The organism is Candidatus Uabimicrobium helgolandensis, from assembly GCF_041508025.1.
Classification (GTDB): Bacteria; Planctomycetota; Uabimicrobiia; order Uabimicrobiales; family Uabimicrobiaceae; genus Uabimicrobium; species Uabimicrobium helgolandensis.
The window spans coordinates 4,441,333-4,458,967 of record NZ_CP165719.1 but is presented as its reverse complement, the minus strand read 5'-3'; the positions used below and the strand labels follow the sequence as shown (position 1 = coordinate 4,458,967).

9 protein-coding genes are annotated in these 17,635 nt (G+C 35.6%); all 9 read left to right on the top strand.

The window, feature by feature from the left end; all coding sequences use genetic code 11:
- Nucleotides 1–95 precede the first annotated feature (95 nt).
- The 9 genes from UABHE_RS16345 (at nucleotide 96) to UABHE_RS16305 (ending at nucleotide 17,360) form a co-directional block, all read left to right on the top strand.
- Nucleotides 96–1,082, top strand: coding sequence for a hypothetical protein (locus UABHE_RS16345; RefSeq protein ID WP_372371401.1), 987 nt, complete (start codon nucleotides 96–98; stop codon nucleotides 1,080–1,082).
- A gap of 20 nt (nucleotides 1,083–1,102) precedes the next feature.
- Nucleotides 1,103–3,382 carry a PP2C family serine/threonine-protein phosphatase gene (locus UABHE_RS16340; protein WP_372371400.1) on the top strand — a complete coding sequence of 760 codons (2,280 nt, stop codon included), beginning with the start codon at nucleotides 1,103–1,105 and terminating at the stop codon, nucleotides 3,380–3,382.
- Nucleotides 3,383–3,392: 10 nt separating this feature from the next.
- Entirely contained in the window at nucleotides 3,393–4,718 is a 1,326-nt protein-coding gene (locus tag UABHE_RS16335; protein WP_372371399.1) for a VWA domain-containing protein, read from the top strand.
- A gap of 55 nt (nucleotides 4,719–4,773) precedes the next feature.
- Nucleotides 4,774–5,829, top strand: coding sequence for an FHA domain-containing protein (locus tag UABHE_RS16330; RefSeq protein WP_372371398.1), 1,056 nt, complete (start codon nucleotides 4,774–4,776; stop codon nucleotides 5,827–5,829).
- A gap of 12 nt (nucleotides 5,830–5,841) precedes the next feature.
- Nucleotides 5,842–6,918: a protein kinase gene (locus UABHE_RS16325; RefSeq protein ID WP_372371397.1), complete on the top strand. Its 1,077-nt coding sequence runs from the start codon at nucleotides 5,842–5,844 to the stop codon at nucleotides 6,916–6,918.
- A gap of 2 nt (nucleotides 6,919–6,920) precedes the next feature.
- Nucleotides 6,921–11,138 carry a hypothetical protein gene (locus UABHE_RS16320; RefSeq protein ID WP_372371396.1) on the top strand — a complete coding sequence of 1,406 codons (4,218 nt, stop codon included), beginning with the start codon at nucleotides 6,921–6,923 and terminating at the stop codon, nucleotides 11,136–11,138.
- 6 nt (nucleotides 11,139–11,144) lie between these two features.
- The gene (locus UABHE_RS16315) at nucleotides 11,145–14,084 is read left to right on the top strand and encodes a CHAT domain-containing protein (protein ID WP_372371395.1); all 2,940 of its coding nucleotides are present in this window, start codon (nucleotides 11,145–11,147) and stop codon (nucleotides 14,082–14,084) included.
- Nucleotides 14,085–14,166: 82 nt separating this feature from the next.
- The gene (locus tag UABHE_RS16310; RefSeq protein WP_372371394.1) at nucleotides 14,167–14,439 is read left to right on the top strand and encodes an FHA domain-containing protein; all 273 of its coding nucleotides are present in this window, start codon (nucleotides 14,167–14,169) and stop codon (nucleotides 14,437–14,439) included.
- Nucleotides 14,440–14,570: 131 nt separating this feature from the next.
- Nucleotides 14,571–17,360, top strand: coding sequence for an SUMF1/EgtB/PvdO family nonheme iron enzyme (locus tag UABHE_RS16305; RefSeq protein ID WP_372371393.1), 2,790 nt, complete (start codon nucleotides 14,571–14,573; stop codon nucleotides 17,358–17,360).
- Nucleotides 17,361–17,635: the final 275 nt, after the last annotated feature.

The following is a 17,635-nucleotide window of genomic DNA, read 5'->3' as shown; positions in this document are numbered from 1 at the left end:
CATCCAAGATAAAAATAATGGTCTGTGGCTAATAACTTTGTAAAATTGACATATAAATTCGCGAAAACGAAAGCATTACTAAAAAGTGTGGTGAAATGGAATACATTATTGTTTGTTTGATACTACTAGCTTTCATATACTTTGTTGTTTTTTCTGGACGTGGAAAAAGCAAACCAAGTAACCCTTACGATGCATTTGCTATGACAGGAATTGGTCGCGGTGTAGGAAATGGTGTATTTCGTTCTCGTAAAATTAAAAAAAATAAAAAACCAAAAGAATTCTATATAACAGGCGAAATCGCAGGAGCAGTGCTTTCTGAAAAACTTGAACCAGAATTTGAAGTGGTACCGGTAACAGAACCATACAACACCGACAAGAAAAATAAACAGCTAGATAGTTGTTTAAATCCATTAGAAAAAGAACAACTATCAGAAAAAGAACAACCACCAGAAAAAATAAACAATAACGATTTTTTTTCTATAGACGATGAAAAGTCAGATGATTTAGTTCGCGAAATACTAGCCCAAGAAAAACTATCAAAAAAAGAAATAGACTCGTTTGTTCCACCCCAAAACCAAAATCGTATTGATAAAGATTTAGTTGAAGCATTAGAACAAGTGCACTTAGAAGAAGAATTACAGCGAAAGAAAACGGATGATGAATTTTTAGGTCAACCACAAAGAAAATCATCGACAGGTCGCTATTTTGCAAAAGGGGAGTCTGTGGTTGAAACAAGCAAAGAAAAGGAACAAGATATACTAGCTTCATTGGGAATTGATGAACTGTTAAAAGAAGTAAATCAAATCAAAGAACAGTATAACGGTCAGAGCCAACCTCAACCATCAACACTCAATTATAATGATGATAGTGATGATAGTGATGAAGAAATAAATTCAGTAATATTTCAAAAAAAAGTCAATAATATACTTAGTCAATTGCCAGATATTGAAGACTTGAAAGAATCAAAGAAACCGAGTATAAAAGTAGAAAAACTGTGGACGAGCAAAAGAAATTATGAACGCTCACAAGCTGTAGATGAGTGGCGCGCAAAACTCGGCTTGAAAAACCTTGATGATATTTGATGATAAGTAAGGAACACACTATGCCTTTGTTACTAAGAGGCAAATTAAAAGATACTTTGGAGATACTATGGGACTTTCCTTGTGAAAGAATTACTGTATGTTCCAATAAAGATAAACAAATAATCCTTTACTCTTTGGATGTAGAAAAGCAAAACAAAATCAATATTCGCCTTGAAGATTTAAACTTTTCGCAAATAACAGAAAAAGAGTTAGAGATAATTGCTATAGCAGCGGATATTGTCTCTCAGCCAATAAAAATCCAAAAATGCCCTCACGACGATTGCAATTTATGGGGACATGTAAAAGATGATGGATATTGTAAGCACTGCGGAAGAAGAGTCAAAAAGCATTTATACACAACTGGATTTCCTAAACTGGGGATTAGTTGTATAAATGTCACACTCTCTGACGGAGAACAAGGTACTCTGTGGAAGTCGAAAGAACAGCATGAGCACGATAACTCTGTATATTCAGTGGGCTTATATCAAGCGGGTGATTCTCCTAAAAAAAATGTTGATATTCTAGAAGAACAATTCTCAGAAGAAGTAAATGTAAAGTTTTTACAACTGTACAAAATACTTGAAAATAGTGATCTTCTTAACCAGTATTGGCAGCCACCTCTTGTAAGCTTCCAAAAAGACTTTAATCGTATACTATGGATTTACCAAAAATTAAAAGAAAACGAATTTCCTAGTATTTCAGCTTATGATTATATTACTTCCAAAGTAAATGAACCTTTAACCACAAAAGAAATAATAGGTATTGGTATTCAGTTGTGTATTATCGCAAGAACAATATACTCCTATAATCAACATTGGTGTAGTTTGCGCCTTGCGGATTTGGTTCTTCAACGTAAACCTAAAACCAAATACCCAGTAACTATATATCTACGTACAAGAGACATCAGCTGGCAGGAAAATCCATCACAAAAATTAGTAGATAATAGTCTAATACCGTGGGAGTTGTACTGGGATGATTCTTCGGGAAAACGCATAACTCAAACTTCAGAAGTATATATCATAGCGGCAGCACTCTATCTACTCAAAGCAAAATCACCTAATCTTTTACAGTACAATCCTATTTCATATCACTACGGATTACCTAGCTTAAAACTTTTTAAAGCTGATAACGACTTATCTTCTATTAAAAATGTCCAAGATAAATATTTCGAATCTATTTTGAACCAAGCACTTGTTTCACACCCAGAGGAACGAGGTTACCAAAAAATTAAATACTTTCAAGACGCTTTAGAATCACTCTATTTAACATCAGAAAGTGATAATGAAAAATTTACTCTTGAAATAGGTAGTGATCTAGATGTTGGTGATGAAAAACACAAAAGTGATTTCACAAAGAACCAAGATTCACTATTTGTTACCCAACATACTCTTACACAAAATGGTTGGGGACTTTTTGTTCTTTGCGATGGAATTTCCACTTGTAGTTTCGGCTCTGGAGCAGATGCAAGTCAAATTACTACTGATACTTTCCGAGAATGGTGGCAAAATAACGATGAGAAAAGGCGCGAAGAGGTTTGTGCTTATGCTAGTGATAATCAACAACAAGGTTGTAATTTTTTAAGCTCCCTAGTAAACACTGCTAATAGTAAAATACGTAAAAAAGTAATAGAGCACACTGGAAATGTCGACTTCTCTTCCATAATGGGAAGCACTGTCACTGCAGGACTAGTACACAAGGATATGATACTTTTTTCATGGGTCGGAGACAGTCCTATTTTTCGTTTTAGTAAATATGGATGGGAACGTCTTAATTTTGAAGATAATGAAAGAAACATTAAAATTCTTTCGGGTAGACCACTAGAAGAAGCGTTTATTGATGGCGGAAATGCAATTACTCGTTGTATCGGAGCCAACTACTACGATAAAGCTCATGTTGATATGCATTTTGCTCATACATATTTAAGTGCCAACGAAAATTTGCTTATTTGTTCTGATGGTATACCAGACTACATAGAGCCAGAGTCCGATTTATCACTACAAGAAAACTATCGAATGATGAGGTTAGCCTCTATTTTTTCCTCGTACAACGGAGATTCTCTTGTAAACGCAAAAGCATTGTCAAGTATATTAATTTCTAGTGCGAATCGAATTAGCGGGGGAAAAGATAATTTATCTGCCATTGTGTTACGCACTTTACCAAAATCTTTTCAACCAAAAATAGAATCGTATAATAGGTTACGGTTGCTGTCGTTTGTGAGACAAAAAAAACTCCAAAGAGCAAACGCAGACGAAACAGCAAAAGTAACGCGCAGACTGTCTATTACCCAGGATATAGATTGAGGAATTGTAGATGTTAGATGCAGAAAGCATTTTTAGTTTTAAGTGTGCAATCGAGCAAGTTTATCTGCGAAGCGATGCACCAGATCCCCTAGAAAAAGATATACTCATCGAAGCATATCTTCAAGATGAATTGCGTGTAAAACCAGAGTTACTTTGTAACACGCATTTTATATTAATGTTAGACATTAGTGGATCAATGGATGATATTCTTGAAGAAAATAAAACTAAACTAGAAGCTGTTATCGAAGCCGCTTGTCATGTTATCAACCAACTTCAAGATCATGACTTGATTTCAATTATTACCTTTACAACAGAAGAAAAACTATTTTGTTGGGCAGAACCCGTTAACAACAAAGAAAAATTACGCAATAAAATTACCGAAATATATGAATACCCTCGCGGCTCAACAAATCTTTATCCTGCGTTAAAGTTGGCGCAGCAAAAACTACAAAAGATGAAAAATAGCTCTCACAATGTAGCAACAAAACTTCTTATATTGACAGATGGAATGATTCACGATGTTGAAACTTGCGAACCAGAAGCACGGCACTTTCACGAGCAAGGCATTGATATAGACACACTGGGAATTGGCGCTGACTTTCGCGGAGAAGAAATGGAGCTTTTGACAAGTGGTTTCATGGAAAAGCTCGAAAACGCAGCGCAAACGATGGCTGTTTTTGAACGTAGTTTACGCATTTTACAAAATACGGTAGCAACAAAGGTAAAAGTAGAGCTAGAAACAACGCACGGTGTTGAAATTCGAGGTATTGCTAAAATATCACCTGATATAAAAATGGTAAACTACCAGTCAAATACAATCTCTTTTGAAAATGTCGATCGTAACCGTCGCTACGCAGCTGTTGTCAGAACCCTTATTGATCCAGGTCTCATTGGCGAAAAAGCTATCATGACCGCAATATTAGGATTCGATGTACCAAAACAAAATGTGTTTGATGAAGTTATCGAAAGAATAGTTGTTGTTAATTTTACCAGCGATCAAGCACGTCTTGCCGAGCCTCCGCATAGCGAAGTTATCCATGCTTCGACATACTACACTATTGCAATTCGCGCTCAAGAAATCCAAGACAATAGCGAAAACAAAGATTTAATTATGCGTAATTTGAAGCTTATTATCAACAGGTTGAAGAAAATCGGAGATATGGAAACAATGGCACGCTGGGAAGCTGTTCGCAACAGCTATATCAGTAAAGGTCAATTTTCATTAGAAGAGTATAATAGTGTTGCCGTTTCTAAGTCTAAAACAAGTGCAGCATATTCAGCTTTACCACCTCCAGACATTATGGACGACCACTACGACGATGAGTTAGCATGGTAGGTTGCAACCGGAAAAGAAAAAGAAAATAACTTTTACGTTGATGTAAGGGTAAGTAATGAATACAATTTTTTGCCATATATGCGATGAAGAGCTTGCAGACACAGTAGATAATTTACCAGATAAATGTCCTATTTGTGATACGCGTAAATACGAAATTATACAAGAAATAAAAAGCTTAGAGGAAACGGAAGAAACAAACAACCAAATACAAACTCCGCAAATTGAAATAATTACAACAATAGCGGAAAATCCAATCACTGAATTAGAGATAACAAGCGAACCGCAAGTAGTAGATTCGCAAATAATAAGCGATCCACAAATAGTAGAACCATCAGAGACAAACGATAATAAAAAAGAATCTCATGTTACACAAGTAGAAGCTTTCAGTAATAATATGCCTGCTGTTGTTGTAGAGGAGCAAGATCCAATTAGTGATATTGTTTGCTATGATGATGAGAGCGACGATGGAATTATCTTTAAAGAAAATATTTCACTAATAGATGTTAAAGAAAACGTTGTTTTTGATGATGATGTGGCATCAGACGTCGTTTTCGACGATACACCTGATGTTGTTTTTGATGATCCGGCGCTAGAAAAAGAGAAGTTACCTTCGAAACCATCAATACCGCAAAAAACAGGCGCTAGTTCATTGGAAGTTCTACCAGATAAGGAAACGGGGTTTCCAAAAGGCTGTTACTTGATTTTGTACAATGCTGAAAAAAAAGCTATTGCTTATTTTAAAATAGACGAAGTCGGTTCTATCATTATAGGACGTTCCAGCGAAAGAGGTTCTCAAAATGATATAGACCTAACTATGGCCTGGAAATATGCGTATAAAGACAAGGCAGGTAGCAACGCTTTCCAAGATAAAATGAAAATGGTAAAAGGAATTTCACGAAAACATGCTCTTGTTCGTTATGATAAAAGTAAAAAAAGCTACGTATTTTTTCACTTATCAGATAAAAACTACACAATTGTAAAAACACAGCAAGGTGAAAAAAGAGAGCGCGCTCCTAAAAATCGTAACCCTATATATTTAGAACCTGGTAGTTTAATTTCAATGGGTAATCATAAAAATTATATTATTATGCGCTTCAAGGAAGTTAAATAGGGCGATAAAACTATGCCACAAACACTTGGACAAATCAAAACATATGATACCGCACATGGAACAGAAGAAGCATTGTGCTTTGCTTTTGAAGGGAAAGAGCATTGGATTAAACGCTATTTAAACAATGATCGTTACCAAATATGCGGATTTCTTGGAACCGGTGGTCTTGGCTGTGTTTTTACAGCTTACGATCGCTGGAACTGCGACAATATGGTTGTTATCAAAACACCTTATTATATGGGAGACTATTGTTTTCCTTATATATCAAGAGGAAAAGGAGTTTTTGAACGCCAAATTGATTGTTTAAATAAAATATATCGCGATGAAAAAAAGTATCTTGCAGAACTTTCTAATGCTGGATTCGACAGTGTAGTGAATCTAAACGGCTTTTTTTTCGATCGTAGTGTGGATCTTTGTAGATCTTTCCACAACGCAGCACGTGTCAAATATCAAGTTTCAGAAGAATATCGTGAAAATGCTCCTTTCATCGTAATGAAATATATTCGCGGAAACACACTGGGAAAAATTATCCAAGAAAAACCTTTAGGAAACTATAAAACATTAACAATCGCGAAACAAATTCTTTCACTAATGAAATATATGCATAAACGTCGTGTATCGAGTAAGGGAAAAGAACACTATTATTTATTGTGTGATTTAAAAGCGGAAAACATTATTGTCACCGACGACATGCATATCAGCTTAATTGATTTTGGAGCTGTTAAAGTGTATTCAAGTAGTCGAGGCGAGGTAAATATTCCTATTTTTGTTACGGACGGCTATGCCGCCCCTGAAGTATACTCTGGAAGTTTAGAGTTTATAGATAATCCGCGCATAGATGAGAGATTTGATTTATTTACTCTTGGTGCTTTGATGGCTTATTGTCTCACCGGAAAGAAACCAAGGGATTTTTTAATAAATACAACTCCTCCACAACATAACTTTGATTTAGCTAGTTACGATAACATCACTAAAAATGTAAAAAACATTATAAAAAAATCAACCATGCATCAACGACAAGAACGCTATCAAGATAGTAGTACTATGTTATATGAAGCACTAAATGAATTGAGCAGGTTCCAGGGGTAGTTATGAAGTTTTCTCCAGGTCAAACAATAAACGGGTATTTGTATTTCAATAAAAACCGTTCCAATATAGCTTATAAAGTTAAAGTGATTGATTTAATATATCAAGGAAATCATTTTAATTTTTACAAGGCTGTCAATTGCAACGGAGATCATGTATGTGTAAAAGTAATTCGCTATCGTAGCGAAAGAAAAAACATCTTCGATTCCGCAATTGACTACATTAAATACCGTAGACAAATGTTATTTACAGAGCATCGTGTACTTGCAATATCGCACCCCTCTCTTCCTGAACCATTAGCAATGATGACAGTGAATAATGATTGCGACGAGGACACAAAATTATTTCAAAATTTTCCTGACTGGAAGCATCTAAAAACAGAAGAATTAGTGCTAGTGCAAGAGTATTTAGCAGGAAATCCTCTACCGATATTACAAGATCAAATTCAACTTTTTTCTTTAAAACAGCGCTTAAATATATTTCATAAACTTATAAAATTAATATCCTATATCCACAAGCGAGGCTTTATTTTACAGAGCTTACATCCTGAGCATATTATTACTAATCCTGAACACAGTGATAACATCAACATTGTCGGCTTACACTACAGCTGTCCACTTAAATCTACAGAAAACACGGGCCGTTACAAAAGATCATTGCTTCTTTCTGGTCAAAAAACTCCTCAAAAATATCGTCCGGATGTTCGTACAGATATCCGCCAACTAGGATTAATACTGCGCTATTTATTAACTCTACAAGACTATGACCAAAGCACTGACCTATCTGAAACCCGAAAAGCAATTGAACGCCTCAGTTCAAATCATTCTTGGATAATAAAGTTGCTAGAGCAATTATTATGCGAATCCATTCATCAACGTTTACATTCGGTGAGTTGTATAGCTCATTACTTGCATAACCCTCCACAAGAAGAAGTTGATTTCGAAATTGTCAAAGCTTCGCGTTCTAACATTGAGATAAAAATCACAAATGCTCCCAAATGGGCTAAGAATTTAGAATTTAGAATCGAAGACCACGAAAAAGGCACAATTATAGAGAAAAACGTAGCTTTTGGTAAAACTATTAATATTTCAGGAAAATGGAGTGGCGAAATTACCTGTGCGCTACGTGTTGTTAGTGGTAATGTATTCACATGGTGGAAATACAAAAGCGCGTTGACAGCAATTAAATTTCCGTTAAACGAAATTACCGATTTACCTACAGATCAAATCGGTTTTCAGTGGCCAGAAGTACCTAATTTAAAAAACGTATCTTTTTTTATCCAAGAAAACAATCGCTTAACAAAATTATGCGATGCAAACGACAAAATTATTTTTCCAATAGCAGGTGGCCCTTCGATACCACAAAATAAAAAAATCAAGATCGTTTGCCAACCTAATTTTTATAGTCAAGAGCAAAGTTCTGTACAAATCATTCACGAAGTATGTCTAGTTCCAACAATGAAAACACCAGTTGTTTACAATAAACTAAATCAAATATTTTTTGAAATGGTTCTAAGCAAAGAGCAACACAAAATCTTTTCACAAATAGAACTGTTGCACAACGGTGTTCCTTATCGCACGCAAATTAAAGAAGATTTCGTACAACAAATACAGGAAAACAAAGTCGTTTTTAAACTGAACAAACGCAATTTACAAATGTTTGATAAACATATCTTTTCTTGCCGCATTTTAGTCGACTCCATTGGTTGGAAAAAAGGACCTAATTGGCAAGTAGACATTGCTCCTCCTGGTATTCAAACTTTATCAATAGAAGAACCACAGTTGGGAAAATTACGTTTAAGTTGGCAGAGCTATCCTAGCCAGTACCTGCGTGACTATGGAGTCATTCTTGACGGAAAAGAAATAGCAAGAACAACAGAATGCGATTACGATTTTGATTTTGATAAAGCCACAATTATGAAAGAAATCGGTAAAAGCTTAGTTATTGCAGTGGTAACCTATTACGAATCACAAGGCACAACAAAACAATCACAACCATATAGTAAAGAATATATACTTCCCACAATTGAAAATATTTTGCAGTGTAATATAAAACGATCTATTTCTCCAAAATCAGTATCTTTTGATCTACACTTTAAACATTTCCATATCGTCGAAGAGTTTTTTTACTTGTATTTTTACCGTCAGGATAACAAAGGAGAAACATCCTTAGTCTCAAAGTCGATCCTGCGTAGTAATACTAAAATCAAGGATGAAAAAGTACTCCCTGGTGAAACATATAATTACTTTGCTAAAGTAGAAGGTATTGATTACAAAATTTTTGACGAGACACCTAAAATTCCAGAAATAGGAATTAGCTGTTCTCTTGAAAAGGTAGGTTATGAAACTTGTTCGTGGCTCATTCGTATAGATCAGCAAACACTACAATGCATGAATTCAAATATAGAAATTCATCGTTTAGGTAAAAAGCAAAAGATCCACAAAATCGACTGGAATAAAAGTAAAACTAGTTTACAATTTACCGACAAATTCTTAATTCCTGGTGAACAGTTTGAGTATTACTTGTACTTGTACTTAGAAGAAAAGCAGCGCCACGAGTATTTTTTAGGCAATGTAACAACAAATAAATTTAATTTAGAGGTCGACGCTCAAGCAACTTACAATAGTAGCTGTATTAGCTGGAAACCATCACCTCATGGTCAAATAGAGTGTATCCAAGTGCATAGCCAAGATAATCGACTATTAACAACGACAAAAAGTGATTCAATTACCTTGGAGAACCTTGAACCAGAACGAGAATATATCTTTCCACTAAAATACAAATATTTATCTGGTCATGTACAAGACGGAACATCAATAAAGTTTAAAACAAAACCATACGAAATTGAGGCAGAGACTACTGACTTTGCGACAGACTCTTTTCGCCTGAAATGGGATATTAACGACACGACTTTTGCAATGAAGTTAAAAAGTTTATTTCTTAAAGTTTCTGCCAACGTAGGCGAACACGAACTTAGTCCCTCAACACGTAGCGTTCAACTCAAACAACTTCTTCCGTGCACAACCTATCAGTGGACAATACACGGCAAACTCAAATCTGGAAAAGTTTGTCTTCTCGCAAACGGTGACGCAACAACTGAAACACCAGAACTGCATATAGATGTAGAAGTAGGGCTCATTCATCATATAAAATGGCATTATAAAAAAACTCCAGCTATCTTAAAAATAGAAGTTCACCGAAACGACTTACCTCTTATTGAGACGGATGAAGATGAACTCTACGATAGTGATTTTAAAGGTGGCAAGGAAATCACTTATCGATTTTTTTATGTAATGTCTGATGGTCGAAAATTACTTGCGACCGAAAAAAAAGTACAATCATTGAGTATGAAAGACTTATTCTCTGCTATCAACATAAAACCCAAAACAGGTGCGATATGTTGGGATTTTAATGAACTCAAGAAATATACTTTTTTTCAAAGTGTTGAATTATTTTTCAACAATAATACTCTATTTCACCAAGAGAACAGTGAAAACTCCTTAGTATTTGAAGATTGGGGACAGAGTCTCAATGTTGATAAGAAAATTGGCTTACCAGAAAAATCGATGAGCTTTGAACTAGCAGTTGTAGGAATTGCTCCAATAAAACGCAAATGCAAAAAGAAATGGACTCTTTCGATTAAAGGAATTAAATGTTATTATAGTAATCTTCCATATCAATTTAATGTATTTAGAGAATATTCAAGTATTTACTTCCAATGGGAAAAAATGCCTACACAACTTTTGGAAGAAGTTGTTTTGGAGCGTTTGAGTGACAATCGAGTTATATACAGTGGAATAAATGAAGATGTGTCCATTGTTGATGATAATGACGGTTACGGGTTAGAATCGCAAAAAAATTATCAATATATAGTAAAATTAAAATATAAAAACCACCAAACATTAAAAAAAATAGATGTATACTTAGAAGACTTTGATGAAAATAGGCTTAGTATAAATCAGAAACAGGTATCAGAAAACACACTGGCCATTTCTTGGAATTGTTCCATAGATACTTCTATTACTCATATTGGTTGGTGTAAAGCACTACAATCTTTTGTACCTAAGTTTTTGAAAAGATATCACTTTGTTGATTTCTCAGTAGGAAAAATAAACATTCCTATGCAATCGCAAGATATAAACTACGAACTAGTTTATAAAGATTGCTATAATAACATATTCTATGGTGTTCGGAGAAATATGCCGAAGGAAATTATGAAGTAGGGAAAAATGATGAAAGAGATACTTTATCAACTGGCAAAGCAATTAACTCAATATGAAATCACCCAAGACGAAGCAAATGAAAAAATTATATCTTCTCAAGAGTCTTTAGATTGGAATGAAGTTGCTAGTGAAATCGAACAACAATGCCAACAAAAAAGTTTTGGCAATAATTTATTATTTGTTATTCAAAAACATTCTGAGATTCTAGAAAAAACAGAACGCTTAGAAAAATTAGAACTTATCTACAATCAAATACAAAATAGTAATGTGTACCAAGGACTTTCGTCACTAGCGACGACCATAGGTAATTTACACCGCGACACCGGCAATTTTGAAAAAGCAATTCCGTATTTTGAAAGTTCGCGTAGAATGCTACAATTACTTGACGAAGAATTGTTAAATTCCGATGAAGAAGTGAGCTTTGTTCCCTCTGAAGATGGCATTGCCATAGAAGACACAGATATGAGTTCTCCTATTTCAAAAATGGCTCTTCCTCCGGTAAAATTAAATCAAACATCTACTGATGATAGCTTAGTTCTCGATCGTTTAGAAGAAGAATTGCAACAGGCTCGACAGCACCACGATAAAATCACCCAAAACGATATACTTATCAAAATAGGTGAATATCATTATCGCCAAAAAAACCTTGACAAGGCTAGTAATATTTGGCATGAGTGCTTGATGATCTCAAAAGAAACAGAGTACATTGAAAATATTATTCAAAGCTATGGTAATCTCGGTAGAGTAGCTATAGACCACCGCGAAATAGAGGAAGCTTCGAGTCTGTTATCTTTTGCTATTGATGGCCTAAAAAGCTTGAAGGATTGTATTCCTCAAATCAACGACACCAAAAAATACAAAGATATTTTTCACAGTGTTGTCACTAGCTGTTTATCAAAAAGTGACTTTGAAAAAGCATTGTATTATACTGAATATGCAAGGAAATGGTTGTACTCAGCGAATATTGAGGAAAGTGTCGTTATCGAGCATAGTAAAGCTCCTGCTGACCTAAAAAGCAATTATATACAACTATTGCAACAAAATCATGCTCTATACCAAGAACTACTGAGAATGGACGAAAATTTTACCCACCATGTTGAAAGTTTAAAGAAAAATCTGCCTATTCTAAAAAAACTACGACATGATATTGGTCAACAAGATCCACAATGGGATGAAAAATTTGGACGTGGCTTTGATTTTGATATAGCAAAACTGCAACAAAAAATAGACAGCTCAACTGTCTTAGTCGAATTTCTAATTACAGACAAAGGAATGTATGTCTTCATAGTAGATGGAAATAGTGTAGACGCTTTCTTGATACCAGAGTTGACACATCAATATTTAACAGACCTATACGAACCAATATTAACGATCGAAAAGTTTTTACAGTTGTGGTCGAAATGGTGTATAGAAAAAAGCTATGGTTCACAAGAATCTTTCCAAGCAATCAGCGACGAAATAGCAGGCTATGGCTGGAAGAACGCTTACGAAGCACAAAATTCCTGGAAAGTACAACTCGGTTTAGCTACCAAAAAAATTGCAGAAGCAATATTACCTGAATTGGTATCTCGTATTGAATCGCGAACACAAACAATCAATCGTCTAATTTTAGTTCCTGAAGGTATTTTGCAATTATATCCTCTCCATTTAATGCAAATCGAAGGGGCTAATTTTCAAGTATACTTGCAAGATCGTTACGAAGTAATCTACGCACCAACAGCTTTAACATTTAGCGAGTGTGCACATGGTACTGTTAATCAAGAATATAAAATAGTTATAGCCCACTGTACACAACAAAATATTCCTTTTATGCGCGAAGAAATTCGTATCATGAATCGAATTTGGCCAGGAGAAATTAATTTTCAATTAGGTGCCAATAGCACGTTAGAAAACTTCAAAAGCAATTTAGAACAGGCCTCACATATCCACTTAGCAGTCCATAGTAAAAATGTATACCCCAAGGTGCAAAACTCCAGTATTCTTTTAGCTGACCGTCAAGTATTTATCCACGATATTCTTGGCTATATTTCAAAAAGTAATATCAATGCAATCACTTTTTCAGCAAACGAACGCAACATAGATAATTTAGATGATTTTGGCGACCTAATGGGGCTGCACTGGGCATTACTAAAAATAGGTGTCAAAAATGTAGTTGCACCGATGTGGACTGTTCCTGATATAGCAACATTTTTCGTGACAGAAAAATTTTACCACGGACTTGGCCAAGGCTTGAGCCCAGCAATGGCACTCCAAGAAGCGCAAAACGAACTCCGCACAATGACAATCAATGATATTATTGAACGTATCAAAATGCAGCAAAAATTATCCAATGAACGAGGAGCTACTTGGCTATCTAATTTATGCGATTTTCTTATAGATTCGGGTAAAGTCACTTTTGACGAAAAGAAAAATGCAATTGCAACTCTACAAACAAATCGCAACATGATTCAATTCGAAGGTAAGCCGATCAAAGTACAATTAAGCGATTTCATTTCAGACGCAAACGGTTCAATTCCAGGAGAAAAAGAATTCGAAGAGAAAAATTTCCGTCCTTTTTCACATCCTTTCTACTGGGGTGCCTTTTATTGTACAGGAGTTGGTCTTACTGGAACATATCTTGCTGATGACGATTCAGAGGAAGAATACTATCAAATGGCTGAAGCCGTCGCTGAAGAAAATGTTGAGGAAGCTAGTGTTGCCGAAGAAATACAAGAAGATAGCCATACTGAAAGTGGCAAAGACCAGAAAAGCCCTTTTGATCACGTTAAAATTCGTGCAACATGTCCGCACTGTGGTACAAACATTCACTGCTTTTTACCTATGGCAAACAAAACAGCCAAATGTCCACGATGCAAGCTTAAAGTAAAAATACCAAAAAGAGAAGTACTACTTACAGAAATCGCAGCTGGCGACCAACATAGCAGTGTTTTATTGATAAATGGATAAGTAAAAAGTATAAATACCAATATCTAAAAACGATTGAATTTTTTAATCCATATATAACGTCCTACTAATAAATGGATAGCCAATGGCAAAAATTACAAATTTAAATACGAGTAATGTTGTATCATTTGATACATATGTAAATCTAGGAAGAGCTTCGCGATGTTCTATAACTTTGAAAGACCCAAAGCTTTCGCGTATTCACTGCGAAATCATTCGCGTAAACAAAGACTTTGTCTTAATTGATCTACAAAGTCAAAATGGCACAAAAGTGAATGCCAAGCCTGTATATGAAATTCTCTTAAAAGACGAAGATACAATTGAAATAGGTAAATCAAAGTTGCTTTTTCAGATATAGAGGCCCTAAGATTCATTTGAATTCATTTAAAAAATTGCTATAATATAAACATTGCTCTAGTTGTTAGTTACGAACTAGAGTTGTACTGTAAATCATTACTTAAATATTAAGTTCAAGCTGGAGGTGAAAAGGTGGATAGTGTTGGTCATGAAGCATTAGAAATCGAAAATTTAATAAGACCAGCTATGGAAGTTATTGGGCAAGATAAAGTAGAATACGCGCATGCATTCCTTGCTAGTAAACTGGAGAACGAAAAGCTAAATATAGAAAAAGCTAGAACTTTGTTTGATAAGATTCCGAACTCTAATCCCAATAAGCCTATTCTTGCAAATAGAATAGGAGTCATTTTATTTGCAATTGGTTCGCCTGAAAAAGCATCGGAATATTTTCGAAGAGCTCTTGTTTTATCTGGAACAAATCACGAACAACGAGCGAATATAGAAAGCAATTTATTCCACGCTCTTTTAAACAAAGAAAGTTATGAAGCTGCTTTAAGCTACATGATGCAATCATTAGAGGTTGGCAACGAAGAATGCGATTTATTTGATGTAGAAAGATATGAGCCTCAAAAAATACTTGGAGCTGGCGGTATGGGGGTTACCTTTCTATGTAACGATGTGTACGAAGAACGCGAAGTTGTAGTAAAAACATTGTGGCGTAATGCAAGCGGTACCATCAAAGAGGTTTTTTCTGAAGCGTTAATATCTAAAAAAATTAATGATCCCCGCGTTTTGTCAATATATGAAATACGTCGGCACAAAGGAAGTCGTCCTTACATTGTTATGGAATACTTTGAAGGTGTAGACTTATATAAATATGTTGTAAACAATAACGACAACAAACCTCTTGGATTTGAAGAAACGCTACATATTATCCTTGAAATTGCGAAAGGAATGCAAGCGGCGCACAACTTATCGACACCTGTAATTCACCGAGATATAAAGCCAAGTAACATATTATACGATCCCCAAACAAAACAAATACGTATTATTGATTTTGGAATTGCATGTATGTTACCAGATGCAAAAGAAATTCATCGTACTGTTACCGTAAACTCAAATAGTGTCATTGCCAAAAAAATGCTTGGTACACTTGGTTATATGGCTCCAGAACAACAGCGCGGAGATCGGCAAATAGACACTAAAGCTGATATTTTTAGTTTAGGTAAAACGTTGATGTTTTTACTCACAGCAAAAACACCGCCAACGGAAAATATTCTAGCGATTAATGACGCAGGCATTCGCAACTTAATATCTGACCTTGTAGGGCACTGTCTTATGCCTGAATCTGAGAGAAGATATGGTACAGAGCAAGTAGTGCAAAAAATCCAAGAAATTAAAAACCATGTAGAAAAACATGGATATGCTATGCCTGCGCAAGCTCCAGCTGCCCCAGTTGTTGCAGCAATAGCTTTAGAGGATGAAATAGGTGGCTTTGATGAAGATGGATTTGAACAAGATCCATTTAGTTACAATCAGGATTCTCAACAATATACAAGTCCACCAGAAGAAGAGATTCCGGAAGTGGAAAATATCGAAGAAATAGAGGAAATAGAGGAAATAGAAGAAGTGGAAGATATTGAGGAAATAGAGAATACAGAAGACAACGAAGAGAATACTCCACAACCAACTTCAGAACCCAAACTAGAATCACCTAACATGTTCGATTCTTTCGTGATAGAGCCATACCAAGAAGAATCTACCGATTCTACAAATCCTGAACCTGAACAACCAACAATGGCTAATAATTTTGATTCCGTTGTCATCTCTCCTGAGAATTTTGATATAAAGAGCGAAGAAGAAAAAACATCTCATATTACCGATACAGAAGCTGATATACCAAGTATCCCTGTTGATGTTGAACCTGAAATTACACCAATGTCTATAGACGCTAATCCTATAGATTTGTCATCTATGCCAGCGGAACAAGATTTAAATCCATTACCAATGGATATAGGGCTCAGTCTTGACTCACCAGAACTTTTACCAGTAGATGCTGGTATTAGTCTTGATACTCCTGAATTTTCGGATTTAGATGATGATGATGGCACCTTTATCGACAGTCAAATGGGAATTCAAGCTGAAAGAGGAGCAGTAGAAGAAGAAGCCCAAACAATGGATTTACTCTCAACATTAAACCTCCCAAATGGATTTTCTCTTGATGAAGAAGCAAGTGAAATTATTTGTGAAAAAGACGGTTCAGTAATGATATATATTCCTGCAGGTACTTTTCTTATGGGGTTCAATGGCGCAGAATTTGAATGCGAAAGAGGAGAGCATGAAGTTGCTTTAGGTGGATTTCTAATCGATCAGTGTCCTGTTAGTTGGCTACAATACAATCACTTTTGCGATGCAACTAATAGAGAAAAACCACGAAAGCCCAGTTGGGAACTTGATGACACAGAACCTGTAGTAAATATTACCTGGGAAGACGCGCTAGCATATTCGCAGTGGACAGGCAAAGATTTACCTTCAGAAGCACAATGGGAAAAAGCTGCCAAAGGTGGTTTTTATTTCGATGGAAACAATGGTACACGTTCCAATTCAAACCATAAACGCAAATATCCTTGGGGTGATGATATTCCTAGTTTCGGCGGCTGGAAAGCGAATTGTCAGCACGAACCTGAATTTGGAGGAAGAAGTACATCTCCTGTTGGTCACTATCCAAAAGGTGCATCACCATACGGATGCCTTGATATGGTTGGTAATGTTTGGGAGTGGTGTAATGATTGGTTTGATGAAAGCTATTACCAAACAGCAGCAAGCGAAGACCCGTCTGGCCCAAGAGCCGGAAATGGCAAAGTAATACGTGGTGGAGCATGGAATAGCGACCCTAAACTAGTATCCACAACTTTTCGCGGGTGGATGGAAGCTGACCAGTGGTGGAATGTGATTGGTTTTAGAACAGTATATAAACTCTAGATTGCTTTAGATGGCGAGAAAACGCTCCTACATTTATATTTTAACTAGGGCGTGTAGACATTTAGTTATTTTAGAAAATAGCAAGGCACTTTGAGGACGCAAAGTTCTACTCTGTAACTAAAAAGTAACGAAGCGAATTTCTAAAAAAGCCAAATTATAAGAAAGATAAATGTCGACGCACCTTAAAGGAGATGGTCGAAAATAATTCACTATCTCTCTTACCTACGTTTTTGGGCGCACTGTCTCGGACAAGTGCGCCCAAACTTGTTTTAGAA

Excerpts from the sequence above, each read along its gene's own strand:
- UABHE_RS16345 (WP_372371401.1), top strand. The coding sequence starts at position 96 with ATGGAATACATTATTGTTTGTTTGATACTACTAGCTTTCATATACTTT.
- UABHE_RS16340 (WP_372371400.1), top strand. The coding sequence starts at position 1,103 with ATGCCTTTGTTACTAAGAGGCAAATTAAAAGATACTTTGGAGATACTA.
- UABHE_RS16335 (WP_372371399.1), top strand. The coding sequence starts at position 3,393 with ATGTTAGATGCAGAAAGCATTTTTAGTTTTAAGTGTGCAATCGAGCAA.
- UABHE_RS16330 (WP_372371398.1), top strand. The coding sequence starts at position 4,774 with ATGAATACAATTTTTTGCCATATATGCGATGAAGAGCTTGCAGACACA.
- UABHE_RS16325 (WP_372371397.1), top strand. The coding sequence starts at position 5,842 with ATGCCACAAACACTTGGACAAATCAAAACATATGATACCGCACATGGA.
- UABHE_RS16320 (WP_372371396.1), top strand. The coding sequence starts at position 6,921 with ATGAAGTTTTCTCCAGGTCAAACAATAAACGGGTATTTGTATTTCAAT.
- UABHE_RS16315 (WP_372371395.1), top strand. The coding sequence starts at position 11,145 with ATGATGAAAGAGATACTTTATCAACTGGCAAAGCAATTAACTCAATAT.
- UABHE_RS16310 (WP_372371394.1), top strand. The coding sequence starts at position 14,167 with ATGGCAAAAATTACAAATTTAAATACGAGTAATGTTGTATCATTTGAT.